Consider the following 23,563-nt stretch of genomic DNA (forward strand, 5'->3'; position numbering starts at 1 on the left):
CGAGTGGTCAAGAACGACACGAAAACCGGCCGGAAACCTGCAGTCTTCGCCCAACGAATGAGGCGATGTGAAGGGTGTGACGCGCGCGGGCGCCACACCAACCCCGAAGAACGGGGGCAGCGCCGAGGGGCGCGGGCACCACACCAACCCCGAACGGGGCAGCACCGAGGGGCGCGGGCGCCACACCCACCCCGAGGAGCCAGCCCCAACCGAGGAGCGCAGGCGCCACACCGCCCCGACGAGCACGTCACCCAGCGAGCAGCAGCACGACCGTCTCGGCGACACACGCCGGCTTGGACTCGCCGTCGATCTCGATGACGTGCGTGAGGGTGACCTGCTTGCCGGCCGGCAGGTCGTCGCAGCCGGTGAGGGTGATAGTGGAGCGGATCTTCTTGCCGACGAGCACCGGGTTCGGGAAGCGGACCTTGTTGGCGCCGTAGTTGAGCTTGGCACCCGGGGTGTCGAAGGCGAAGATCGTGGTGCCCAGCATCGGGATGAGGGAGAGCGTCAGGTAGCCGTGGGCGATCGTGCCGCCGAAGGGGCCGGTCGCCGAGCGCTCGACGTCGACGTGGATCCACTGGTGGTCGCCGGTGGCGTCGGCGAACGTGTTCACGCGCTCCTGGTCGACCGTGAGCCACTCACTGGTGCCGAGCTCCTCGCCGACGGCGGCGGCGACTTCGTCGAAGGTCGTGAACGTGCGCATGGGGTCTCCTTGGCGGCTGGGTACAGGTGGTTGGATGGCGTCATGGAACCTACACGCGACCAGGTCCGGGAGGCTCCCAAGGTCCTGCTCCACGACCACCTCGACGGCGGGCTGCGCCCCGCCACGATCGTCGAGCTCGCCGCCGAGATCGGCCACGCCCTGCCGGCCGGTGACGCCGAGTCGCTCGGGCGCTGGTTCGCCGAGTCGGCCGACTCCGGCTCGCTGGAGCGCTACCTGGAGACCTTCGACCACACGGTCGCGGTGATGCAGACCCCGGCCGCGCTGACCCGGGTGGCGCGCGAGTGCGTCGAGGACCTGTCGTCGGACGGCGTCGTCTACGCCGAGGTGCGCTACGCCCCGGAGCAGCACGTCTCCGAGGGCCTCACGCTCGACGAGGTCGTCGCCGCCGTGCAGGCGGGCTTCGACGAAGGGGTCGCCGAGGCCGCCACGGCGGGGCGACCGATCGTCGTACGACAGCTGCTCACCGCCATGCGGCACCAAGCCCGCTCGATGGAGATCGCCGAGCTGTCGATCGCCTGGCGGGAGCGCGGCGTCGCCGGGTTCGACATCGCCGGCGCCGAGGCCGGCTACCCGCCCACCCGTCACCTGGATGCGTTCGAGTACCTCCAGCGCGAGAACTCGCACTTCACGATCCACGCCGGCGAGGGCTTCGGACTGCCCTCCATCTGGCAGGCGCTGCAGTGGTGCGGGGCCGACCGGCTCGGCCACGGCGTGCGAATCATCGACGACGTGACCGTGCACGACGACGGCACGGTGGAGCTGGGACGCCTGGCTGCCTACGTGCGCGACAAGCGGATCCCGCTCGAGCTCTGCCCTGCCTCCAACGTGCAGACCGGCGCCGCCCCCTCGGTGGCCGAGCACCCGATCGGCCTGCTGACCAAGCTGCGCTTCCGGGTCACGGTCAACACCGACAACCGGCTGATGAGCAAGACGTCGATGACCGACGAGATGACGGCCCTCGTGGAGGCGTTCGGCTACGGGTTCGACGAGATGCAGTGGTTCACCGTCAACGCCATGAAGTCCGCCTTCCTACCGTTCGATGAACGCTTGGCGATCATCGACGAGGTCATCAAGCCCGGGTACGCGGCCCTGCGAGGATGAGTCGGTGATGTCGCCGTGCTGATCACCAACCACGTGATGTCGGGCGCCGTGGTGGGCGCCCTGGCTCCGGGTCCCGTCTCGGCGTTCGTGCTGGGGGTCGCCTCACACTTCACCCTCGACACGGTGCCGCACTGGGGCGACGAGGCGACGTTCCTCCAGGTGGCCGTCGTCGACGGTCTGGTCGGGCTCGCGGCGATGGGGACGATCGCCGCGACGACGCCGCCCGATCGGCGCGCGCGCGTCCTGGCCGGGATGCTGGGTGCCTGCGCTCCGGACACCGACAAGCCGAGCGAGGTGTTCTTCGGCCGCTCACCCTTCCCGGAGGCACTGGATGCGTGGCACAAGCGCATTCAGCGTGAGTCTCCCCGCCGGATGCCGCAGGAGGTCGTCGTGGCGACGCTGGGGGCACTCCTGGTACGGCGGCTCGTGCGGGGCTGACGCTCAGCCGACGAGTCGGGCCACGTCGTCCAGGGCTTGCTGGTTGCTGACCGGCCGACACCCCAGGGCCACCGCGTGGGCCACGACCCGGCTCTGGGCCCGCATCAGCGCCAGTCCGCGCGTGACGAGCACCCGTGGGGGCTTGCGGTGCTCGCGCAGGTCGCGCGTCAACCGACGCCAGAACGTGATCGCCGGGTGCTGACGCAGGCAGAGCGCGTCGGCCAGGAGCCCCGCCTCCCGCGCCCGGGGCACGATCTCCTGCGCGAAGATCCCGTCGGCGACGAAGTATCGGGAGCCGCCGAGGTCGAGGTGCTGCCAGCCGGTCCGCCCGTTCTGCGCGATCTCGTAGACCGGCACGTCGTGCGCGCCGGTGCGACACAGCGCCTCGAGCGCCGCGAAGGCGTCGTCCTCGTGCCAGGACGCCGGGTCGTCCCAGTCGACGAGCCCGGCGTTGACCTGTCCCTCGGGGATCCGGGGAAGGGACGGGTCGTCGCCGTCCTTGTAGTAGTCGTCGAGCCGCAGGACCGGGAGACCGGTCCGCTCGGCCAACCGGGACTTGCCCGAGCCGGACGGTCCGGCGACGACGACGACCTGCGCGTGCAACCTCACACGCCCATCGGGTGCCACACGGTCTTGATCTCGACGAAGTCGGTCATCGTGTCGAGCGAGGGCGACGCCGTCCAGTCGGGCTCGGCAACCGGAGCACGCCGTACGCGCTTGAGGTTGTCGGCCGCGGCCACCTCGAGCTCGGTGGCGAGCTCCTGCTCGCCGGCGACGCCGACCAGGTCGATGGCGTTGACGTCCATGTGCGCGGCCAGCCAGGGAGCGATCGTGGCGGCCGATCCGGTCAGGAGGTTGACCACCCCTCCGGGGACGTCGGAGGTCGCCAGCACCTCGGCGAACGTCACGGCCGGCAGCGGGCGGTCGAAGGACGACACCACGACGACCGTGTTGCCGGTGACGATCGCGGGCGCGACGACCGAGACGAGACCGAGCAACGACGACTCCTGGGGAGCGAGGACGGCCACCACTCCCGTTGGCTCGGGCGTGCTCAGGTTGAAGAACGGACCGGCCACGGGGTTGGCGTTGCCGACGACCTGGGTGAGCTTGTCGGCCCAGCCGGCGTACCAGACCAACCGGTCGATGGCGGCGTCGAGCGCGGCGTTGGCGCGGGCCGTGGTGAGGCCCTCGGACTGCTGGAGCGCCTGGACGAACTGCGGGCGACGGTCCTCCATGATCTCGGCGACGCGGTAGAGGACCTGCGCCCGGTTGTAGGCGGTCCTGCCCGACCAGGAGCCGAAGGCCTTGCGTGCGGCGACCACGGCGTCGCGGGCGTCCTTGCGGGAGGCGAGGGCGGCGTTGGCCACGAATCGTCCCTTCGCGTCGTTGACGATGTAGGAGTAGCCCGACTCCGAGCGAGGGAAGGCCCCGCCGATGTAGAGCTTGTAGGTCTTGCGGACGTCGATGCGTGCAGCCATGGCTCAGCGGCCTCCCTGCTCGGTCTTGAGGTAGGCGGCCAAGCCCTGACGGCCACCCTCGCGGCCGTAGCCGGACTCCTTGAACCCGCCGAACGGGCTGGTCGGGTCGAACTTGTTGAACGTGTTGGCCCACACCACGCCGGCCTTCAGGGCACCGGCCACGTGCAGGATCCGGGAGCCCTTCTCGGTCCACACCCCCGCGGACAGCCCGTACGGCGTGTTGTTGGCCTTCTCGATCGCCTCGGAGGGCGTGCGGAACGTCAGCACCGAGAGCACCGGTCCGAAGACCTCCTCGCGGGCGATCCGGTGGGCCTGGGTGACACCGGTGAAGAGCGTCGGCGGGAACCAGAACCCCTGGCTCGGGAGCTCGCACGCCGGCGACCACCGCTCGGCACCCTCGCTCTCCCCGATCTCCGACAGCTCGCGGATCCGGGCCAGCTGCTCGGCGGAGTTGATCGCCCCGATGTCGGTGTTCTTGTCCAGCGGGTCGCCCAGGCGCAGCGTCGACATCCGACGCTTGAGGCGCTCGAGCAGGTCGTCGGCGATGGACTCCTGCACCAGGAGCCGGGAGCCGGCACAGCAGACGTGGCCCTGGTTGAAGAAGATGCCGTTGACGATGCCCTCGACGGCCTGGTCGAGGGGGGCGTCGTCGAAGACGATGTTGGCGGCCTTGCCGCCGAGCTCGAGCGTGGCCTTCTTGTCCGTGCCGGCGATGCTGCGTGCGATCGCCTTGCCCACGGCCGTCGAGCCGGTGAAGGCGACCTTGTCGATGTCGGGATGCGCCACCAGCGCCTCGCCGGTCTCGCCGGCTCCGGTCACGATGTTGACGACGCCCGGGGGCAGGTCGGCCTGCTGGCAGATCTCGGCGAAGAGCAGCGCCGTGAGGGGAGTGGTCTCGGCGGGCTTGAGGACGACGGTGTTGCCGCAGGCCAGGGCCGGGGCGATCTTCCACGCCAGCATCAGCAGCGGGAAGTTCCACGGGATGATCTGTCCCGCGACCCCGAGCGGCTGGGGGTCTTCGCCGTAGCCCGCGTGACCGAGCTTGTCGGCCCACCCGGCGTAGTAGAAGAAGTGGGCGGCGACGACCGGGATGTCGACGTCGCGCGACTCCTTGATCGGCTTGCCGTTGTCGAGGGTCTCCAGGACGGCCAGCTCGCGGCCGCGCTCCTGGATGATCCGGGCGATCCGGTAGAGGTACTTGGCCCGCTCGCTGCCCGGCATCCGCGACCAGACGCGCGAGTAGGCACGCCGGGCGGCCTTCACCGCGGCGTCGACGTCGGCTGCGTCCGCCTCGGCGACCTCGGCGAGCACCTCCTCGGTGGCCGGGCTGATCGTCTTGAACCCCGAGCCGTGACCGTCGACGAACGCGCCGTCGATGAACAGGCCGTAGGAGGCCTTGAGGTCGACGATGCTGCGCGACTCGGGCGCCGGGGCGTAGGTGAGGTCGATGCCCATAGTGATCAGTCCAGGGTGAAGTAGTCGGGGCCGGAGTAGCGGCCGGTGGTCAGCTTGGTGCGCTGCATGAGCAGGTCGTTGAGCAACGTCGAGGCTCCGAACCGGAACCAGTCGGGGTCCAGCCAGTCACCGCCGGCGACCTCGTTGACCATCACCAGGTACTTGATGGCGTCCTTGCTGGTGCGGATGCCGCCGGCGGGCTTGACCCCGACCATCTGGCCGGTGGCCGCGCGGAAGTCACGCACCGCCTCCAGCATGACCAGGGTGACCGGCAGGGTCGCAGCCGGCTGGACCTTGCCGGTGGAGGTCTTGATGAAGTGGGCGCCGGCCAGCATCGCCAGCCAGCTGACCCGCCGTACGTTGTCGTAGGTCTGCAGCTCGCCGGTCTCGAAGATCACCTTGAGGTGGGCGTCCTCGGAGCCGGGCCTGGCGCAGGCCTCACGGACCGCGACGATCTCCTCGAAGACCTGCAGGTAGCGCCCGGAGAGGAACGCGCCGCGGTCGATGACCATGTCGATCTCGTCGGCCCCGGCCTCGACGGCGTCGCGGGTGTCGGCCAGCTTGATGTCCATCGCCGCGCGGCCGCTCGGGAAGGCGGTCGCGACGGCAGCCACGTGCACGCCGGAGTCGCCGAGCACCTCCTTCGCGGTCGCGACCATGTCGGGGTAGACGCACACCGCGGCGGCTGCGGGGCAGGTCGGGTCGGCGGGGTCGGGACGCATCGCCTTCGCGGCCAGCGCGCGGACCTTGCCGGGCGTGTCCTGGCCCTCGAGCGTGGTGAGGTCGACCATGGTGATGGCGAGGTCGAGGGCCTGGGCCTTGGCCGTCGTCTTGATCGAGCGGGTGGCCAGCGAGGCGGCTCGCGCCTCGGCGCCCACCTGGTCGACCCCGGGAAGGCCGTGGAGGAACCGGGTGAGCGACGACTCGGAGGCGGTGACGTCCGAGAGGCCCGTGAGATCAGCCGTTGGTGATGGAGGCATAGCGGCCAGCATAGGGTTGGTCGCAGCGGGATCCGAAGTTGTCAGTGAGCAGTCGACGTGCAGGCGGGAGGGGTGGCGATGGACGACGACGTGCAGCGGTTCAGCAACACCTCCTCGCGCGCCTTCGGGATCATCGGCATCGTCCTCACGGTCGTCGTCGCGATCCAGATCCTCACCACCGACGACCCGCCGTACGCCGGACTCGCGCTGACCGTGTTCTTCGCCGCGCTCGCGTGGTCGGCCATGCTGCGTCCCCAGCTGTCCCTGGACAGCTCGCGCCTGGTGCTGCGCAACATGCTGACGACCGTGAGCCTGCCCCTGGCAGCGATCGAGTCGGTGGCGGTACGGCAGGTCCTCGTGGTCTTCGCCGGAGACCGGCGCTACACGTCGTCGGCGATCGGCAGGACCCGACGGCAGCTGCACCGCGACGAGCGCGGGGGGCCTTCCGGCGGAGGGGGTGGCGCGATGATGGGGATCCTGCCGAACCTGCCGACCGCCCCGGAGAAGCCGGAGACGGCCAAGACCTCCTACGGGCTCTTCGTCGAGGAACGGATCCGCTCACGCGTCGCCGATGCCCTCGCCCGGGAGGGCATCAAGGCACGGTCGGCGCAGCAGGAGCGCTTTGCCGAGGGGATCAGTCGCACTCCTGCGGTCCCCGAGATCGCCGTGCTCAGCGCCTCGTTCGTGGTCTTCGTGGTGCTCGCGCTCGTCTGACCCGGGCCCCGCTGACTCCGGCCCTCAGTGAGCGCCCAGGCCCGCAGCGGCACGGATGTCGGCGCCGATCGCGTCCAGGCGCCCCGCCGCGACGATGCGAGCGGCTGGCACCCCACCGGACGGCTCGACGGGGACGACGACCTCCAGGTAGCACTTGATCTTGGGCTCGGTGCCGCTCGGCCGGACGATGACCCGGCCGCCCTCGGCGAGGCGGTAGCGCAGACCGTCGGTCGGGGGCAGGCCGGCGACCCCGTCGCGCAGGTCCTCCGACGTCTCGACGGACAGCCCACCCAGGGTCTGCGGCGGTGCGGCGCGCAGCCGCTGCATGGCGTCGGCGATGACCGCGAGGTCGTCCACCCGGACGGAGACCTGACCGGTGGCATGGAGCCCGTGCTCGGTGGCGATGTCGTCGAGGACGTCGAGCAGGCTGCGCCCCTCGGCCTTGAGCTCGGCGGCCAGCTCGCACAGGACCAGGAGCGCCGAGACGCCGTCCTTGTCGCGCACGTGCTCGGGGTCGACGCAGTAGCCGAGGGCCTCCTCGTAGCCGAACGCCAGGTCGTCGACGCGGGAGATCCACTTGAACCCGGTCAGGGTCTCCTCGTGGCGTTGGTCCGCTGCGGCGGCCAGCTTGCCCAGCAACGACGACGACACGATCGACGTGGCGTAGGTGCCCTGCTTGCCGGTGCTGAGCAGGCGGTGGGCCAGCAGCGCCCCGACCTCGTCGCCGCGCAGCATCTGCCACCCCTGCAGGCCCGGGACCGCGGCGGCGCACCGGTCGGCGTCGGGGTCGTTGGCCACGACCAGGTCGGCGCCGGTGCGCTCGGCCAGCGCGAGGGCGAGGTCCATGGCGCCCGGCTCCTCGGGGTTGGGGAACCCGACCGTCGGGAACGCCGGGTCGGGCAGCTCCTGCTCAGCCACGACCCGCGGTGCCGAGAAGCCAGCGGTCTCCAGGACCTGGACGACCGAAGTGGCTCCCACGCCGTGCAGCGGGGTGTAGACGATGTCGAGGTCGCGAGGTCCGTCGCCGGCGAGGCCTGCGACGGTGTCGAGGTAGTGGTCGACGATGTCCTCGCCGAGCGTGGTGCCCGCCGAGCCCCGGGGGACGGCGTCGAGCGTGCCCACCGCGGAGATGTGACGGGAGATCTCGCTGTCGGCGGGGGAGACGATCTGGCTGCCGTCGCCCAGGTAGACCTTGTAGCCGTTGTCCTGGGGCGGGTTGTGGCTGGCCGTGACCATGATGCCGGCCACCGACCCGAGCTCCCGGATGGCGAACGCGAGCAAGGGCGTGGGGAGCGCTCGGGGCATCACCCAGGCGGTGAACCCGGCACCGGTCATCACCTCGGCGGTGTCGCGGGCGAAGACGTCGGAGTTGTGGCGGGCGTCGTACCCGATCACCACCGACCCGCCCGCGTGACCCTGGTCGCGCAGGTAGGCGGCCAGGCCCGCCGCGGCGCGCAGCACCACGACCCGGTTCATCCGGTTGGGACCAGCACCGAGGGCCCCGCGGAGTCCCGCGGTGCCGAACTCGAGGGTCCCGTGGAACCGGTCGGCCAGGTCGGCGACGAGCGAGGCGTCGCCGTCGGACAGCACGTCGGCGACGAGCTGCTCGAGCTCGGCGCGGGTCCGGGGATCCGGATCCTGGGCCACCCAGCTGCGGGCGCGCTCGAGCAGGACGTCGACGTCGGGGCTCACGCGGGGTCCCCGCGGTGTTGTCCGCCGGGGGAGCGCAGCGGGGGAGGCGAAGAATGGCGCGGGGTGTTCATGTGAGGCACCGTAGCGCCATGGCAGGTCCTCGCCGCCCGGTGGCGGAGCTCATCGACGAGCTCGTCGGGCGGATCGGGACGTCGGCGTACGTCTCGGCCTGTGTCGACCTGCTCGAGGGAGCACCCCGGGAGCGCTACGTCGAGGAGCTGCGCTGCCTCACCGGTCATGCCTGGCAGGCCGGCGACGACGTGCTGTCGTCGTCGAGCTGGGGCGACTTCTGGGTGCGCTCGTGGGGCGCGCGGGGGTTGCTGCACGTCTGGCACGACAGCGCGACCGCGGCGGTGGTCGTGGGGCTGGACGACGAGCACTACCGGCCGGCCGAGATGTGCCTGAAGGTCGTCGCTCGGCACGACGTGGCAGGGGCCGGCGACGGCGCCGCGCGGTTGGCCGCCCACGACCTTCCGCGCGTGCGAGTCCAGGCGATGCGCGCCCTGGCCGTCGTCGGGGACAGCGAGCACGTCGCCACCGTCGAGGCGGCCGTCGACGACGAGCACGTCGGCGTACGACGCCAGGCGACGCGCACCCTGGACCTGCTGGCGCGCCGCCTCGATCGCTGAGCCTGCCGGCGTCGGTCCACGAACCTGCCGGCGACGACGGCGCGCCCGGTGCTGTCGACGTCGCCCCCCCCGGGGCGGTTGGCGGGATCGATCCGGCGCTCGCGCCCAGGGCCTGCTTCAGGCGTCGATGTGGGACATGTCGCCGTAGCGGTCACCGGCCACCGCGTCGACCGGAACGGCCTCAGCGAGGTCACGCAGGTCTGCTGCGTCCAGCACGACGCCGGTGGCCGCGACGTTCTCCTCGAGGTAGGCGACCCGCTTGGTGCCCGGGATCGGGGCGACCCCCAGCTCGTCGTCTCCCTGGGCGAGCACCCAGGCCAGCGCGAGCTGGCCCGGCGTACAGCCCTTGGCGTCGGCCAGCTGGCGGATGCGATCCACGAGCACCAGGTTGGCGTCCAGGGCCTCGCCGTTGAGGCGCGGGAAGTAGGCGCTGCTGCGGGAGTCGCTCTCGTCCAGAGAACCCTGGGCGATGCGGCCGGTGAGCAGGCCGCGCCCCAGGGGTGAGTAGGGGACCAAGCCGATGCCGAGCTCGCGCAGGGTCGGCGCGATGTCGACCTCGAGGTCGCGCGTGAACAGGGAGTACTCGGTCTGCAGGGCCGTGATCGGGTGGACGGCGTGAGCGCGCCGGATCGTGGCGGCCGAGGCTTCCGAAAGACCCAGGTGGGTCACCTTGCCGGCCTCGACGAGCTCGTGCATGGCGCCGACGGTCTCCTCGATGGGCACGGACTGGTCGACGCGGTGCTGGTAGTAGAGGTCGATGTGGTCGACGCCGAGACGCTGCAGCGAGGCGTCACAGGCGGCGTGGACGTACTCGGGACGGCCGTTGATGCCGACGCGGGTGCCGTCGGGGAGTCGCTCGTTGCCGAACTTGGTGGCGACGACGACCCCGTCGCGACGCCCCTTCAGGGCCGCTCCGACCAGCCGCTCGTTGGTGAACGGCCCGTACATGTCGGCGGTGTCGAGGAACGTCACGCCCAGGTCGAGGGCCCGGTGGATGGTGGCGATCGCGGTGGACTCCTCGGCGGGAGAGCCGTAGAACTCCGACATGCCCATGCAGCCCAGGCCGAGTGCGGAGACGGTCAGGGGGGCGGTGCGGCCGAGGGTGCGGGACTGGAGGGTCTGTGTGGTCATGAGACCACCCAACTACGTGGAGCGCGCTCCAAGTAAAGTCCGGGCCCCGTCTCGTCTCAGCCGGCGAGGGGTCGGCCCTCGACCGCGTCGGTGTAGATCCCGATCTTGTGGTCGATGGCGCCGAGGTGTGCCTGGACCTCGGCGAGCTGGGCGAGCACCTTGGTGCGGTGCTCCTGGAGCAGGGCGAGGCGCTCCTGCTCGTTGCCCCGGCCCGAGCGGACGAGGTCGGCGTAGCGTCGTACGTCGCGGATCGCCATCCCCGTCGAGCGCAGCCTGGTGACCAGGGTGATCCAGCGCAGGTCGTCGGCGCTGTAGCGGCGATGACCGCTGGCGGCCCGGCCGACCGGGGTGAGGAGGAGTCCGTCGCGCTCGTAGTAGCGCAGCGTGTCGGCGGTCAGGCCGAGGTGCTCGGCGGCCTCGGAGACGGTGAGCGGAGGGTGCATCAGATCAGTCCACCCGGAGTGGACTCCAGGGTCAAGTCCGGGTCAGGACCCGTCGACGACGAGCTCGGTTCGCTCCGCGGCCATCAGGACGGCGCCCACGAGGCTCGCCCGCTCGCCGAGGAGGGAGCCGAGCACCGGGGTCATCGCGACGGAGTCGAGCGCGTGGCGGCGCAGCCCGATCCGGGCCGACGCGAGCAGCAGCTCACCGGCCCGGGCCATGTCACCGCCCACCACGACGACCGCGGGGTTGATCAGGTTCACGATGCTGGCCAGTGCCCAGCCGAGGTGCAGACCGGCGTCCTCGAGCGCGCGCTGGGCCGAGATGTGGCCGTCGCGGGCGGCGGCGAAGATCTCGTCCAGGCCGGCTCCCGGCAGCTGGGCGGCCATCATGTCGAGCACTGGCCCCGACGAGGTGTAGGCCTCCAGGCAGCCCCTGCTGCCGCAGCGGCAGAGCGGTCCCTGCTCGTCCAGCGTCAGGTGCCCGATCTCGCCGGCGGTGCCTCCGGAGCCGTGGTAGAGCCGGTTGTCGATGATGAGGCCGGCGCCGACACCGGACGAGATCTTCACGAAGACCGAGCTGTCGTGGCCGCGGCCCACGCCTTGGCGGTGCTCGGCGAGCGCGCCGAGGTTGGCGTCGTTCTCGACGACCACAGGCGCCCCGAACCGCTCCTCGGCAACCTGTCGGGTGTTGACGCCCTCCCACCCAGGAAAGATCGACGGGGAGCCGACGGCCTCTCCGGTCACGGGCGCGGGCAGGCCGAGCCCGACGTGGCGCACGGTGCTGTAGTCGGCCGACATCCGCTCGAGCATCTCGGCGGCGATCTCGAGCGCCTCGGTGTGGTGGTGGGCTCGCGACAGGCTGCGCCGCTCCTCGGCGAGGACGCGACCCGTGAGGTCGCCGAGCGCGACGGCGACGTGGCTGTGGCCGAAGTCCACCCCGGCGACCGTGCCGGCACCGGGCGCCAGGCGCACGGCCGAGCCACGTCGACCGCTCCCTGGGTCGGCCGCCACCAGGCCGGCCGCGGCGAGGTCGCGCACGATGTTGGACACGGTGGCCGGAGCCAGGCCGGTGCCGCGGGCGATCTCGGCCTGGGTGAAGGTCTCGGCGTCGACCGCGGGACCCCCGGCTGCCTCGTCGATCCCCGCGGTCCCCACTGTTCGTCGCAGCAGGTCGAGCACGCGCTGCTGGTTGGCAACGCGCAGCGTCGACGTCGACCCGGGGGCCGAGTGGGGGAGCGAGGACATGGGACGAACCCTGCACCCGAACTCGGTAATGGTCAAGAGATGTACGTAAATCGGGCCCTGGAGCGGCAGCGAAGAGTTTTGTCGCTACATCTTGACGGTAAGCATGTGACAGCGGACACTCATCCGTAGTTCCCAGCCACAAGGCTGAACGTCCAGTCGAGGAGAGATCCGTGCCCACACCCCTTCACCGCGTCGCGACCATCGGCGCTGCTGTGCTCATCGGCGCAGGTGGCCTGGCCGCCTGCGGCGCCAACGACACCGGCTCCGACGCCGGCAGCGGCGACGGCTCCGGGGGCGGCGCGACCATCGCGCTGCTGCTCCCCGAGTCGGCGACCACGCGCTACGAGGCGTTCGACAAGCCCCTCTTCGAGGCCAAGGTCGCCGAGCTGTGCAGCGACTGCGAGGTCGCCTACTTCAACGCCGACCAGGACGAGGCCAAGCAGCAGGAGCAGGTTGCCTCCGCGCTGACCCAGGGCGCCGACGTGCTGGTGCTCGACCCGGTCAACGGCGCCGGTGCCGGCGGCATGATCGCCGACGCCCAGGCCGAGGACGTCCCGGTCATCGCCTACGACCGGTTCATCGAGGGTGCCGACTACTACATGTCGTTCGACAACAACACCGTCGGCCAAATGCAGGGCGAGGCCCTCGTCGAGGCGATGGGCGACACCGGCGGCATCCTGATGCTCAACGGTGCGCCGAGCGACCCCAACGCCGCGCAGTTCAAGGCCGGCGCCCACTCGGTGATCGACGAGTCCGGCCTCGAGCTGCTCTCCAACGAGTACGACAACCCCGACTGGAGCCCCGAGAACGCCCAGTCCTACGTCACCGACCAGGTCAACAAGCTCGGTGCCGACAGGATCGAGGGCGTGTACGCCGCCAACGACGGCCAGGCGGGTGGCGTCGTCGCCGCGCTGCTGGGCGCCGGTGTCGAGGCCGCTGACTTGCCCCCGATCACGGGTCAGGACGCCGAGCTGGCCGCCGTGCAGCGCATCGTTGCCGGTGAGCAGACCGTGACGATCTACAAGCCGATCCCGATCGAGGCCGAGACCGCGGCCGAGGTCGCCGTCGACCTGGCCCTGGGCAACGAGGTGCCGACCACGTCGGTGACCGGCGTCGACCAGTCCGACTTCGAGGGCGTCACGTCCTACATCTTCAGCCCCACCGCCGTCACCCAGGACAACGTCGGCGACACCGTCATCGCGGATGGCTTCTACACCGCCGACGACATCTGCACCAGCGCCTACGCCGACGCGTGCAAGGCGGCCGGGCTCCAGTGACGACCACCCCCCACCAGGACGCTCCGACCAGGGAGGGCGGCGAGCCCGGCGACCCCCGCGAGGTCGTGCTCTCCCTGTCCGGGATCCACAAGCGGTTCGGTGCCGTCCAGGCGCTGACCGACGTGCGACTCGAGGTCGCAGCAGGTGAAGTGGTCGCCCTGGTGGGGGACAACGGCGCCGGCAAGTCGACCCTCGTCAAGGTCATCGCCGGCGTCTACCAGCCCGACTCGGGCGACATCGAGCTCGCCGGGCGCAGGGTCAAGGTCGGCGGTCCGCGGCAGGCGCAGGACCTCGGCATCGCCACGGTCTTCCAGGACCTCGCGCTGTGCGACAACCTCGACGTCGTGGCCAACCTGTTCCTCGGCCAGGAGCGGGTGAAGGGCGGGGCGATCGACGAGGTGGCGATGGAGGTCGAGGCCTGGCGGCTGCTCCGCAGCCTGTCGGCCAAGATCCCGTCGGTCCGCATCCCGATCGCCGCGCTCTCGGGCGGACAGCGCCAGACCGTCGCCATCGCCCGCTCCTTGGTGGGCAAGCCCAAGGTGGTGATGCTCGACGAGCCCACCGCAGCACTGGGCGTCGCCCAGACCGCCGAGGTGCTCAACCTCGTCGAGCGGCTGCGCGACAACGGGCTCGGCGTGATCCTGATCAGCCACAACATGGCCGACGTGCAAGCGGTCGCCGACCGCATCGTCGTGCTCCGGCTCGGTCGCAACGAGGCGGAGTTCTACACCGACGAGGTCACCACCACCGACCTGGTCGCCGCGATCACCGGCGCGTCGGACAACGTCGTGGCCAGCCGCGCGGCACGAGGCAAGGAGCAGGCGCATGGCTGAGTCCACCGTCGTGAAGACCAGCGCCGATCAGCTGGACGAGCGGCTGATTGCCAACGCGAGCGACCCGCTGGGGATCCTCAGGGCGTTCTGGGCGCGGCTCAGGGGCGGTGACCTGGGCAGCCTGCCCGTGGTCTTCGGCCTGGTCGTGATCAGCATCGTCTTCTACGTCAAGGAGCCGGTCTTCCTCTCCTCGCGCAACCTGGTCACCATCACGCAGTTCGCGGCCCCGGTCGGCATCATCGCGTTGGGGATCGTGCTGGTCCTGCTGCTGGGCGAGATCGACCTCTCGGTCGGCTCGGTCAGCGGCGCCTCGGCGGCCGTGATGGCGGTCCAGATCGTCAACAGCGGTCGGCCCGTGATCGTCGGCATCGTCGCGGGCATGCTCGTGGGGGTCGTCGTCGGGCTGGTCTACGCATTCCTCTACACGAAGCTCGGTGTGCCGAGCTTCGTGTTCTCCCTGGCGGGGCTGCTCGCCTTCCAGGGTGTGCTCCTCTACGTCCTGGGCTCCGACGGCACCATCAACCTGCCCTCGGACAGCTGGTTGCTGGACTTCGCCAGGTTCAAGTTCCTCACGGGTACGGCGTCGTACGTGCTCGTGGTGCTCATCGGCCTGGCGTTCCTGGCCTCCCGGCTGCTGAGCCAGCGGTCTCGTACCAAGGCCGAGCTGAGCGCGCCGTCGACCGTCTCGATCCTGGTCAAGGCAGGACTGCTCACCGGCGGACTGGCCTACCTCACCTACTACCTCAACATCGGGCGTGGCTGGAGCTACCTGTGGCTCTTCTTCGCCGCACTCGTCGTGGCGATGGACTTCGCCCTGCGGCGCACCCGGTGGGGTCGCCACGTCTTCGCCGTCGGTGGCAACGAGGAGGCGGCGAGGCGCTCGGGCATCAAGGTCACCCGCATCTACCTGTCGGTCTTCGTCGGGTGCTCCACGCTGGCCGCGGTCGGCGGGATCCTCGGTGCGGCCCAGCTGACGTCGGTCTCGCAGGCCACGGGCACCACGGACACCAACCTGACGGCCATCGCCGCCGCGGTGATCGGCGGGACGAGCCTCTTCGGCGGGCGCGGCTCGGCGTACTCGGCGATGCTCGGCATCCTGGTGCTGGTCTCGATCTCGAGTGGGCTCAACCTGATCGGCGTCGACTCGTCGGTGCGCTTCATGGTCACCGGTGGCGTCCTGCTGCTGGCGGTGGCGATCGACTCGGTCTCCCGTCGGGCCCGGTCCAGCAGCGGGAGGGGTTAGCGCCTCACCGGCGGAACTCATCCAGCTGCGTGCCCAGCTCGGTGAACAGCGCCTGGTTCAGCCCGAAGGCGACCTTGACCTCGGCGACGACCTCCGCAACGGAGGCGTCGTCGAGGTCGAGTGCGTCGAGACGGGCGCGGTAGGCGTCCTTGTAGGGCTTGGGCTTGGGGATCTCGGCGAAGCCGTAGAAGCTGATGCCCGCACCGTCGAGCTCGAAGCACCGGTCGAGGATGCGCCCGATGGCCTGGCCGCCGGAGAGGTCGCCGAGGTAGCGCGTGTAGTGGTGGGCCGCGAGCCGGCCCCCGGTGTCGGCAGCCGCCGCGGCGAGCAACCGGTCGCGGTAGGCGACGGCAGCGGGGGAGTCCACCTCCCGGTCGGTGCCCGGGGCCCAGTGCTCGAGGTCGGCGTCGATCGCGGCCAGGCGCTCCAGCGCAGGGTCGTGGACCGCGGCGACGACGGAGTCGCCGGCGCGGGCGCGCAGACACTCCTCGAGCGTGGCGTAGACGGCGCGCAGTCGCAGCAGGTAGGCGGCGTACCCGCGCTCGTTGATGCGTCCGTCGAGCAGCTCGGCCATGAAGGTCGAGCTCTCCGCGGCCTCGTGCTCGGCGCGCGATCCGGTCCGCATGGCCTGCGACAAGGTTGGTTCGGCGGTCGGCGGTGGGGTGACGTCGGCGATGGTCATCGTGGGTCTCCGTGGGAGTGAGAGGTGGCGGCTGGAGGTGGAGCTGGTGGAGCCGGGGTGGGCCGGGGGTCAGACCCGGAACCGGATCTTCTTCGCCGACTTCTTGAAGTTGGCGTCGCTCAGGTACGTCGCCTTGAGCTGGTACCGGCCGCTGGCGAGCCTGCGGACCTTGAGCCCGGCGGTGCCGCGACGCAGCGTGACCTTCTGCTTCAGGACCTTCGTGCCCTTCCTGCCCAGCTTCTTGATCACGACCTTGGCCTGGCCGGCGACCGTCGCGTGGGGCGAGACGACCTTGACCACCGCCTTGCCGGTCTTCCTCGGCTCGGGCGTGCGCTTGAGTCGGGGCTTGGTGGTCGTCTTCGCCTTGGCGACGGCCAGGGTGGTCGACGCGGAGCCCTCGGCGGTGAGGTCGTCACCGGAGTAGGTGACGGTGAGCGGGTAGGACCCGGCGTCGAGCGTGCCCAGCGTCACCACCGACGTCCCGTCGACGAGCTCCACGGTGTCGAGCGTCGTCTCGCCCTGCGTCACGACGACCGAGCCGGTCGCAGCCTCGGCCCCGGCGGTGACGCTGATCCCGAGCTGGGCCGACTCCCCGAAGCTGACCTTCGGCGCGACGAGCTCGAGCGTGGGCGTGGCCTTGGTGAAGGTGACAGGGGTGTAGGTCTCGTAGGCCGCGTTGACCGCGCCGCTTCCCGGGTAGGTGTAGAAGCCGTAGTTGACCAGGGCCTCGTCGGTGGCGATCTCGTCGATGGCGGTCTTGTCGACCGTCAGGGTCGTCGAGAAGGTGCCCTCAGGCGTGAGCTCGACCGCTGCGGGTGCGCCCCCGATGGTGCCCATGTCCTCGGCGAGGACGGCCCAACGCTGGCTGGAGCTCTTGCGGGTGCTCGAGGGAGCGCCGGCCGAGGGACGCCACTCGTCGGCGAACTTGCCGAACACGACGTACGTCCCGGCGGCCTTTCCGGCCAGCGGGGGTCGGGTGCCGGTGGCATCGGCCGGGTCGAAGCCGCTGCCCTCCACCGTCACCTCGTAGGAGCCGGACGGGAGGAAGTCGGTCTGCTCGACGCTGACGGTCGAGGCCAGTCCGAGGTCGACGTCGACGGGCAGCGGCGGCTTGTTGTCCTGCTTGCCCGCGCACCCGGTGGAGTAGAAGTGGGGCCGGACCGACTCGGGGATCGCGGTGACGAGCTCCTGGGGCCAGGCGCCCCACCAGCCGGTGGCACCGTCGTCGGTGCTGCAGCTGCGCGTCTGCTCGGACCCGCTGGCGACCTCGACCTCGACGCCCTGGTAGTCGGGCGTGTAGCGGAAGCTGTCGCTGCCGATCCGGTCGCCGGACTCGGCATCGAAGGTCATCATCGTGAGTCGGCCGAGGTCGACCGCGGGGGTCGGCTGGCCGAGCATGTCCTGACCCTCGCCGATGGTGACGTCCATCGTGAGGCTCCCGGAGCCGTCCTCGGCGATACTCAGGGCCGGGTCGGAGTAGACCTCGTTGGGGGCGCCGAACGTCGTGGGATAGGCATTGACCGTGTACGACCCGGTCCAGGTCAGCGTCGCCGCTCCGGTCTCGGGGTCGGCGCTGCCGCTCCCGCCGGCGAACTGCACGACGTTGGGGGTGTCCTGGGGCTCGCTGGGTGACATCGAGGTGGCTGGGATCGGCTCGACGACGTACTGCGTCTGGTCGCCGTCGGACACGGTGCCCTCGAGGAGAGTCGCGTCACCGGCCAGGTCCTTGATGACCCAGGGGCCGAAGATGCCGTCCTGGGCGTAGCCGCTGATCCCCCACGTGAAGGTGGCGGCCGACACGTCGGCGACGTCGGCGGCGACTCGTGGGATTGCGGGGGTCGCAGCCGGGGCCGCCATCGCGGTGCTGGCGACCATGGTGAGGCCGGTCGCGGCGAGGGCGAGCCCGGTCAGGGCGCCGGCGCCCCGGCGCAGAGGGATTCTCATGGTGTTCCTTTCGCTCGGATCGTGAGCAGGGTGAGCGCCACTGCGCCGAGCAGCAGCATGGAGCCGCCCCACCAGGTCCAGGTGGGTGCGGACAGCGGACCGACCTGGCCGGGAGAGGCGGTCTGGTCGGACGAGGTGGGGGCCGCGAGGAGGGCGAGCGGTGCGGCCGCGGGCAGCGACGGGACGACGGGGGCGTCGGCGACCGGTGGAGCCGTGCTCGGCCCGGGGGCGGCCGCGGGAGCCGGGGTCTGCGGGGCCGGGACCGGCGCCGGACCCGGGGTTGGGGGCGGGGTCGGGTTGACCGGCGTCGTCGGCTGCGGGACGGGGGTGGGCGTCACCTGGGGCGTCGGGGTCGGGACGGCCGCGGCCGCGTCGTAGCTGATCGTGATCGGGTGCGGCACCTTGTGGGGATCGGCGCTGCCGCCCGAGGAGTACCAGAAGGACGACGACCCGACCCGGTCCATGTAGGTCAGGAACGATGCCGGGAAGGCTCCCCAGTCCTGGCCGCTGCGCACCTGCGCTGCACCCTCACCCGTGTAGCGAACGCCGCGGTAGGCGGGCTGGGCGGTGAAGCCTGCGGGCGAGTCCACGCTCGCCTCGGGGAGGTCGGCCAGCACGACCCGCTCGGGCGGCACGGCCGCCCACGTGTCCGGGTCGTCGCGGTCGGCTGCGAAGCCCGACACCGTCGCGAGCAGCTGGGTGGCCTCGCCGGCGCTGCTCAGCGTGATGTCGGAGAGGGTGAAGAACGTGAAGCCCGAGTAGTAGACGACCGAGAACGAGCCCGGCCAGGTGATGTCCGCGGTGCCGGTGTCCGGATTGACGGCGCCCGTGCCCTGCCTCAGCACGATCCGGTGGCCCGAGAACGGGCCGGCGGTGCTGGTCAGCGCGGAGCCGTCGGCGGCCGTGCCGAGGCCGGCGAACGTGGCCGGGGCCCAGGAACCGTCCGTGCCGCGCTTCTCCAGGGAGACGGAGCCGCGCCGTGCCCGCCAGGCCCGGGTCGCGGTGCCACGCCACACGCCGGGCGCCACGATGCTCTGTCCGCCCCGGCCCGGATCCGGGACGGCTCCGGCAGACATGAAGTTGAACGTCCCGGGGGCGAAGGCCTTGTTGTTGCTCTCGTCGTTGAGTCCCCACGTCAGGACGGCGTCGTCGACGACGAGGTCGTCAGGGGCCGCGGCGCCCACCTCGTCGGCGGTGGCCGTCCACGTGGGGAGGCACGTCACGACGAGCACGCCGAGTAGGAGCGCGAGTGCGCGGGTGCGCTTCATGCGACCCCCGCCGCAGATGTGTGCCGACGACGGCGCGCGAGCAGCACGCCGTACCGCAGCGCGGCGACGGCGAAGACGGCCGCCGCGACCGCGAGGAAGACGGCGCCCGGGGTCTCGGCCCACGAACCGGCCACCCCGTTGTCGGCCGCCGAGGTCGCGGAGGTCGGGGCGACGTCGGGATCGGTGACCGCAGCGAAGCGTTGGGTGATCTCGGTGCCCGACACCGCACCGGTCAGACGCAGCTCATGGGTCCCGGCCGTGAGGTCCGTGGGGAGCTGGAGAGCGGAGGCCACCTCGCCCGACGCTCCGGCAGTCAGCGGACCGACGGCCGCGCGTCCGTCGTCGAGGACGGCCACGACCTGCTCCCCGGCGTCGAAGCCCCGGGCCGTGAAGGCCAGGGCGTGGCCTGGTACGGCGGTCGCCCGGTCGACCTCGAGCAGGGGCGCGCTGGTGCGCTGCGCGGGTGTCCGGGTCCGCTTGCGGGAGGTGGTCTCGGGGGTGGCCTCGGGGGCTGCGACGCCGGTGGGGGACGCCTCGGGGGAGTCGGTCGGGCTGGGGGCGGCCGGTGCGGAGGTGAACACCTCGCCGAAGGAGACCGGTGTGAACGACTCGTTGCGCGCGTTGGCGACCCCGTGCGCGCCGATCGTGATGACGCCGCACCGGACCTCTCGGCAGTCGACCCGGGCGACCTTCCCGGCCCGGTCGACGCTCTCGAAGACCGGGCCGGGCACGGTCAGCTCGACGCTGAAGCCGCCGGAGGCCGAGAGCACGCCGTTGGCCTCGCTGGCGGTCGCGCCGCCGGGGAAGGCCAGGAATCGCAGGTAGCCGGCGCTGGCGGCGACGTCCTCGCTGTCGGGGATGTACTGGTAGTCCTGCCCGGTGAGTCCGCCGCGGGACGGGCGCCAGGATCCGCCGGCCGGGTCGCGGACCCTTCCGAACATGACGTACACGCCGCCGAAGCCACCCTGGACCGCCTGGAAGCCGGAGCCGCGGACGGTCAGCTCGGTGCGGTAGCGGACGTCGGCCTGAGCCGTGCCCCTGTCGTTGGCGACCGTGACCCGGCCGTCGGCATGGGCCGGAGCAGCCAGGAGCGGGGTCCACAGGGCGCCGAGCAGTCCGGTGATCGCCAGGACGCGCCGGGACCGTGGCCGGCTGGTGGTCATGGCGCGATCCTCCGACGAGACATCCGGTCGGCGAGCACGAGCAGCTCGCCGGTGACGGGGTGGGCGACGACGTCGATGGGGTGGGCGTAGACCTCGCTGAGGAGGGCCGGCTCGAGGACCTCGGTCGGCGGACCGTCGGCAGCCACGACGCCGCGGTGCAGCAGTGCCACCCGGTCCGACCAGGCCGCGGCCAGGCTGAGGTCGTGGAGGACCACGACGACGGCGGCGCCGTCGTCGGCGCGTCTGCGGGCGCGCTCGAGCACGGCTTCCTGGTGCCCGATGTCGAGCGCTGCCGTGGGCTCGTCGAGGAGGAGGACATCGGTGGCCTGGGCCAGGACCCGCGCGAACGACGTGCGCCCCTTCTCGCCGCCGGAGAGGAGACCGAAGGGGCGGTGGGACAGGTGCGTCACGGCGGTGGTGTCCATCGCGTCGGCGACCAGCAGGTCGTCGAGGTCCTCCTCGGGTCGGTTGCGCCAGGGGGAGCGGCCCATCCGGACCACCTCGCCGACCGGGAAGGGGAAGGCCACGACGTGCTCCTGCGTCAGCACGGCGCGCTCGCGGGCCAGGTCGCGCAGCCGCCACTCGGAGAGGGGACGTCCGAGCACTCGGACCTCGCCGTGCGTGGCGGTGACGTCGCCCGCCAGCACGCCCAGCAGCGTGGACTTGCCGGCCCCGTTGGGGCCGACGAGAGCGAGGACCTCGCCGTGGCGCACGTCGAGGTCGACTCCGGAGAGCACGGCGGTCGGGCCGTAGCGCACCACGATGCCTCGAGCCTGCAGCGCGTTCACGACCAGCCTCCGGCCGTACGGCGGGTCCGGCGCAGGAGCCAGAAGAAGAAGGGGCCACCGACCAACGAGGTGAGCATCCCGATGGGCAGGTCGGCGTAGGCCACGAGCGTCCGGGCGCCCAGGTCGGCGATCACGAGCACCAGCGCACCGGCCAGCATCGAGGCCGGCAGGAGGATCCGGTGGCCCGGGCCGGTGACCATCCGGACCAGGTGGGGCACGACGAGGCCGACGAAGGCGACGATCCCGCAGAAGCTGACGGCCGCAGCGGTCAGCAGCGCGACGACCACGACGAGGAGGATGCGCAGCCTCTCGACGTGGACGCCGAGGTGCCTGGCCTGGCGCTCACCGAGGGCGAGGAGGTCGAGGCTACGAGCGCTGAGGAGCGACGCGACGATCCCCACGGCCACCAGCGGTGCGACGACGCCGACGTACTGCCAGCGGCTGCCGTTGAGGCTGCCGAGCTGCCAGAAGACGATCTGCTCGCGAGCCTGCGTGTCGCCGAGGAACATCAGCATGCCCAGGCCTGCGGCGGCGACGGCGTTGACCGCAATGCCCGTCAGGACGAGCGTCACGACCTCGGTGCGACCGTCTGCCCGGGAGAGGCCGTAGACCGCGAGCGTCGTGACGAGTCCGCCGACGAACGCACAGACCGCGATGGTCCACGTGCCGGCGAAGGTGAGACCGAAGACGATCGACGATGCCGCGGCCACCGCGGCACCCGACGAGACTCCGACGATGCTGGGCTCGGCAAGGGGATTGCCGAAGACCCCTTGCATCACGGCTCCGGCCACGGCCAGGGCAGCGCCGACGAGCATCGCCATCACGACGCGAGGGAAGCGGATCGTCCACAGCGTGACGTCCCCGCGTGGGTGGGCCGGCAGGGGACCGATGTCGAGGCCCACCCGGTGGAAGACCGATCCCGCCACCTCGGGCAAGGGGACGGCCAGCTGACCGGACCCGGCGGCAGCGAGTGCCGAGACGAGCAGTGCCCCCGCGAGAAGCGCGAGGAGTGCCGTGGCCCGGGCTCTCCGCGGCGCGTCGGTCGGCGCCGGGCGGGCCGACACCGGGGTCGGGGACGTGGGGGAGACGATGGCCATGGCTCAGTCGGTGGTCAGCGCGTCGGGGGCGTAGAGCGCGACTGCGAGCGCGTTGAGGACGGCGGCGGTCCGGGGCCCGAAGCTCAGGATCTGGTCGTCGTCCATCGCGACGATGCGCTGCTGCTCCCCGGCGGGCGTGCTGGCGAGCGCGGGGAACTGCTCCAGCAGTCCGTCGACGCCGCCGACCGACTCCAGTCCTCTGCTCATCATCAGGACGACGTCGGGCTGGGCAGCCACGAGGCCCTCGTCGTTGACGGGCTTCATGCCGTCCCAGCCGATCTCCTCGGCGACGTCGTAGCCGCCGGCGGCCTCGATGAGGGAGTCGGCCCCGGAGTCCTCTCCGAACATGTAGTAGACCCCGGCCTGCCCGCGCACGTAGAGGAAGATCGTGCGCAGACGACCGCTCAGGTCTGCCGGAGCCACTGCGGCGATCTGCTCCTGCGCCACGCTCGTCTCCTGCTCGAGGCGCTGCGCGAGCTGGGCTCCCGCCTCGGGAACGCCGAGCGCGTCGGCGACCTCCTGGGTGAGACTGCTGAGGTTGTCCAGGCCCCGGTGGGAGTCGGTGATGACCACCGGGACGCCGGCGTCACGCAGCTGGAGGAGGACGTCGAACGGGCCCAGCGAGGTGTCGCTCAGCACCACGGTCGGGTCCAGGGCCAAGATCGCCTCCGCGCTCAGCTCGTGACCGTTCTGGGTCACGACCGGCTGGTCGGAGATCTCGTGGAACGTCGACGAGACGTCGCGACCCACGACGTTGTCGCCCAGTCCGAGCTCGAAGACGGTCCGGGCCAAGGTGCCGTAGATGTCCAGCGCCACGATCCGGCTGGTGTCGCGGACGGTGACCTCGGTGCCCTGGGCATCGGTCACGGTGGCGGGGAGCTGGGGCTCGGGGGAGTCGACGACCGGGCGGATGGTCGGGTCGGGCAGGTCGATGTCGACCGCTCCGGTCCAGGTGCGGGGGTCCGCCAACGGGGTCACGTCGGCCAGCGACGGGACAGTGGTGGGCTCCGAGCTGCTTGCGGCGCTGGTCTGCGAGCGGTCGACCACGGGGCCGCAGGCGGTGACGACGAGGGCCACGGCGGCGATGCAGCTGACACGGATCGGGAACACGGGTCTCGACTCTCACGACGATTGCTTTAGGGAAGGCTTACCATAATTAAGTAAGGCTTACCTAAAGCATTCGGCTCGAGGCGTGAGACGGACACCGTTCGGCCGGACGGCTCGAGCGGGCGATGGCC

At 71.4% G+C, this 23,563-nt stretch carries 23 protein-coding genes; 7 read left to right on the forward strand and 16 right to left on the reverse strand.

The window, feature by feature from the left end; genetic code table 11:
- Positions 1–247: 247 nt before the first annotated feature.
- Positions 248–703 (reverse strand): MaoC family dehydratase, encoded by a 456-nt coding sequence (locus Q1K33_RS12715; protein ID WP_300404495.1) that lies wholly within the window; start codon positions 701–703, stop codon positions 248–250.
- A gap of 42 nt (positions 704–745) precedes the next feature.
- On the opposite strand from Q1K33_RS12715, the gene Q1K33_RS12720 reads away from it, so the two are divergent.
- On the forward strand, positions 746–1,825 hold the full coding sequence (locus Q1K33_RS12720) for an adenosine deaminase (protein WP_300404497.1): 1,080 nt from the start codon (positions 746–748) through the stop codon (positions 1,823–1,825).
- A 15-nt stretch (positions 1,826–1,840) separates the two neighbouring features.
- Positions 1,841–2,263, forward strand: coding sequence for a hypothetical protein (locus Q1K33_RS12725; protein WP_300404499.1), 423 nt, complete (start codon positions 1,841–1,843; stop codon positions 2,261–2,263).
- 3 nt (positions 2,264–2,266) lie between these two features.
- On the opposite strand, the gene Q1K33_RS12730 is transcribed toward Q1K33_RS12725, so the two are convergent.
- From Q1K33_RS12730 to deoC, 4 genes are read right to left on the reverse strand one after another with little or no spacing between them, the layout of a single operon-like run.
- A complete protein-coding gene (locus tag Q1K33_RS12730) occupies positions 2,267–2,872 on the reverse strand; it encodes an ATP-binding protein (protein WP_300404501.1) in 606 nt (201 codons plus the stop codon).
- Complete coding sequence (locus tag Q1K33_RS12735) at positions 2,869–3,741, reverse strand: aldehyde dehydrogenase family protein (protein ID WP_300404503.1); 873 nt, start codon at positions 3,739–3,741, stop codon at positions 2,869–2,871. Before Q1K33_RS12735 ends, Q1K33_RS12730 begins: the two co-directional genes overlap by 4 nt.
- A 3-nt stretch (positions 3,742–3,744) precedes the next feature.
- Positions 3,745–5,196 carry an aldehyde dehydrogenase family protein gene (locus Q1K33_RS12740; protein WP_300404505.1) on the reverse strand — a complete coding sequence of 484 codons (1,452 nt, stop codon included), beginning with the start codon at positions 5,194–5,196 and terminating at the stop codon, positions 3,745–3,747.
- Positions 5,197–5,201: 5 nt separating this feature from the next.
- Entirely contained in the window at positions 5,202–6,176 is a 975-nt protein-coding gene (gene deoC, locus Q1K33_RS12745; protein ID WP_300404507.1) for a deoxyribose-phosphate aldolase, read from the reverse strand.
- 78 nt (positions 6,177–6,254) lie between these two features.
- Between deoC and Q1K33_RS12750 the strand changes: the two genes are divergently transcribed.
- Positions 6,255–6,890, forward strand: a complete 636-nt coding sequence (locus tag Q1K33_RS12750; protein ID WP_300404509.1) for a hypothetical protein — start codon at positions 6,255–6,257, stop codon at positions 6,888–6,890.
- Positions 6,891–6,914: 24 nt separating this feature from the next.
- Here the strand turns inward: Q1K33_RS12750 and Q1K33_RS12755 are convergent, their stop codons facing one another.
- Positions 6,915–8,582 (reverse strand): phospho-sugar mutase, encoded by a 1,668-nt coding sequence (locus Q1K33_RS12755; protein WP_300404511.1) that lies wholly within the window; start codon positions 8,580–8,582, stop codon positions 6,915–6,917.
- A gap of 89 nt (positions 8,583–8,671) precedes the next feature.
- Between Q1K33_RS12755 and Q1K33_RS12760 the strand changes: the two genes are divergently transcribed.
- A complete protein-coding gene (locus Q1K33_RS12760) occupies positions 8,672–9,211 on the forward strand; it encodes a HEAT repeat domain-containing protein (protein WP_300404513.1) in 540 nt (179 codons plus the stop codon).
- A 117-nt stretch (positions 9,212–9,328) separates the two neighbouring features.
- Here the strand turns inward: Q1K33_RS12760 and Q1K33_RS12765 are convergent, their stop codons facing one another.
- The 3 genes from Q1K33_RS12765 to Q1K33_RS12775 are packed head-to-tail and all read right to left on the reverse strand — an operon-like array spanning position 9,329 to position 12,030.
- The gene (locus tag Q1K33_RS12765; protein ID WP_300404515.1) at positions 9,329–10,342 is read right to left on the reverse strand and encodes an aldo/keto reductase; all 1,014 of its coding nucleotides are present in this window, start codon (positions 10,340–10,342) and stop codon (positions 9,329–9,331) included.
- A 56-nt stretch (positions 10,343–10,398) separates the two neighbouring features.
- A complete protein-coding gene (locus Q1K33_RS12770) occupies positions 10,399–10,785 on the reverse strand; it encodes a MerR family transcriptional regulator (protein ID WP_300404517.1) in 387 nt (128 codons plus the stop codon).
- Between the two features lie 42 nt (positions 10,786–10,827).
- Positions 10,828–12,030 (reverse strand): ROK family transcriptional regulator, encoded by a 1,203-nt coding sequence (locus tag Q1K33_RS12775; RefSeq protein WP_300404519.1) that lies wholly within the window; start codon positions 12,028–12,030, stop codon positions 10,828–10,830.
- A 170-nt stretch (positions 12,031–12,200) separates the two neighbouring features.
- Here Q1K33_RS12775 and Q1K33_RS12780 point away from each other — a divergent pair, with 170 nt between their 5' ends.
- The 3 genes from Q1K33_RS12780 (at position 12,201) to Q1K33_RS12790 (ending at position 15,383) form a co-directional block, all read left to right on the forward strand.
- Positions 12,201–13,307, forward strand: coding sequence for a substrate-binding domain-containing protein (locus Q1K33_RS12780; RefSeq protein ID WP_300404521.1), 1,107 nt, complete (start codon positions 12,201–12,203; stop codon positions 13,305–13,307).
- Between the two features lie 65 nt (positions 13,308–13,372).
- On the forward strand, positions 13,373–14,140 hold the full coding sequence (locus tag Q1K33_RS12785; RefSeq protein ID WP_300404563.1) for an ATP-binding cassette domain-containing protein: 768 nt from the start codon (positions 13,373–13,375) through the stop codon (positions 14,138–14,140).
- Complete coding sequence (locus Q1K33_RS12790; protein ID WP_300404523.1) at positions 14,133–15,383, forward strand: sugar ABC transporter permease; 1,251 nt, start codon at positions 14,133–14,135, stop codon at positions 15,381–15,383. Before Q1K33_RS12785 ends, Q1K33_RS12790 begins: the two co-directional genes overlap by 8 nt.
- Before the next feature lie 4 nt (positions 15,384–15,387).
- On the opposite strand, the gene Q1K33_RS12795 is transcribed toward Q1K33_RS12790, so the two are convergent.
- The 7 genes from Q1K33_RS12795 to Q1K33_RS12825 all read right to left on the reverse strand — a co-directional run bounded on the left by Q1K33_RS12795 (position 15,388) and on the right by Q1K33_RS12825 (position 23,435).
- Positions 15,388–16,065 (reverse strand): biliverdin-producing heme oxygenase, encoded by a 678-nt coding sequence (locus Q1K33_RS12795; protein ID WP_300404525.1) that lies wholly within the window; start codon positions 16,063–16,065, stop codon positions 15,388–15,390.
- A 69-nt stretch (positions 16,066–16,134) separates the two neighbouring features.
- Positions 16,135–18,009, reverse strand: a complete 1,875-nt coding sequence (locus tag Q1K33_RS12800; RefSeq protein WP_300404527.1) for an Ig-like domain-containing protein — start codon at positions 18,007–18,009, stop codon at positions 16,135–16,137.
- Complete coding sequence (locus tag Q1K33_RS12805) at positions 18,006–19,277, reverse strand: hypothetical protein (RefSeq protein WP_300404529.1); 1,272 nt, start codon at positions 19,275–19,277, stop codon at positions 18,006–18,008. Before Q1K33_RS12805 ends, Q1K33_RS12800 begins: the two co-directional genes overlap by 4 nt.
- Positions 19,274–20,440, reverse strand: a complete 1,167-nt coding sequence (locus Q1K33_RS12810; protein WP_300404531.1) for a hypothetical protein — start codon at positions 20,438–20,440, stop codon at positions 19,274–19,276. Before Q1K33_RS12810 ends, Q1K33_RS12805 begins: the two co-directional genes overlap by 4 nt.
- The gene (locus tag Q1K33_RS12815; RefSeq protein WP_300404533.1) at positions 20,437–21,228 is read right to left on the reverse strand and encodes a heme ABC transporter ATP-binding protein; all 792 of its coding nucleotides are present in this window, start codon (positions 21,226–21,228) and stop codon (positions 20,437–20,439) included. Before Q1K33_RS12815 ends, Q1K33_RS12810 begins: the two co-directional genes overlap by 4 nt.
- Complete coding sequence (locus Q1K33_RS12820) at positions 21,225–22,325, reverse strand: iron ABC transporter permease (RefSeq protein WP_300404535.1); 1,101 nt, start codon at positions 22,323–22,325, stop codon at positions 21,225–21,227. The genes Q1K33_RS12815 and Q1K33_RS12820 overlap by 4 nt, the downstream gene beginning before the upstream one ends.
- Positions 22,326–22,328: 3 nt before the next feature.
- On the reverse strand, positions 22,329–23,435 hold the full coding sequence (locus Q1K33_RS12825) for an ABC transporter substrate-binding protein (protein WP_300404537.1): 1,107 nt from the start codon (positions 23,433–23,435) through the stop codon (positions 22,329–22,331).
- Between the last annotated feature and the right edge of the window lie 128 nt (positions 23,436–23,563).

The organism is Nocardioides sp. (assembly GCF_029937575.1).
In the GTDB taxonomy this organism is placed as follows: domain Bacteria; phylum Actinomycetota; class Actinomycetes; order Propionibacteriales; family Nocardioidaceae; genus Nocardioides.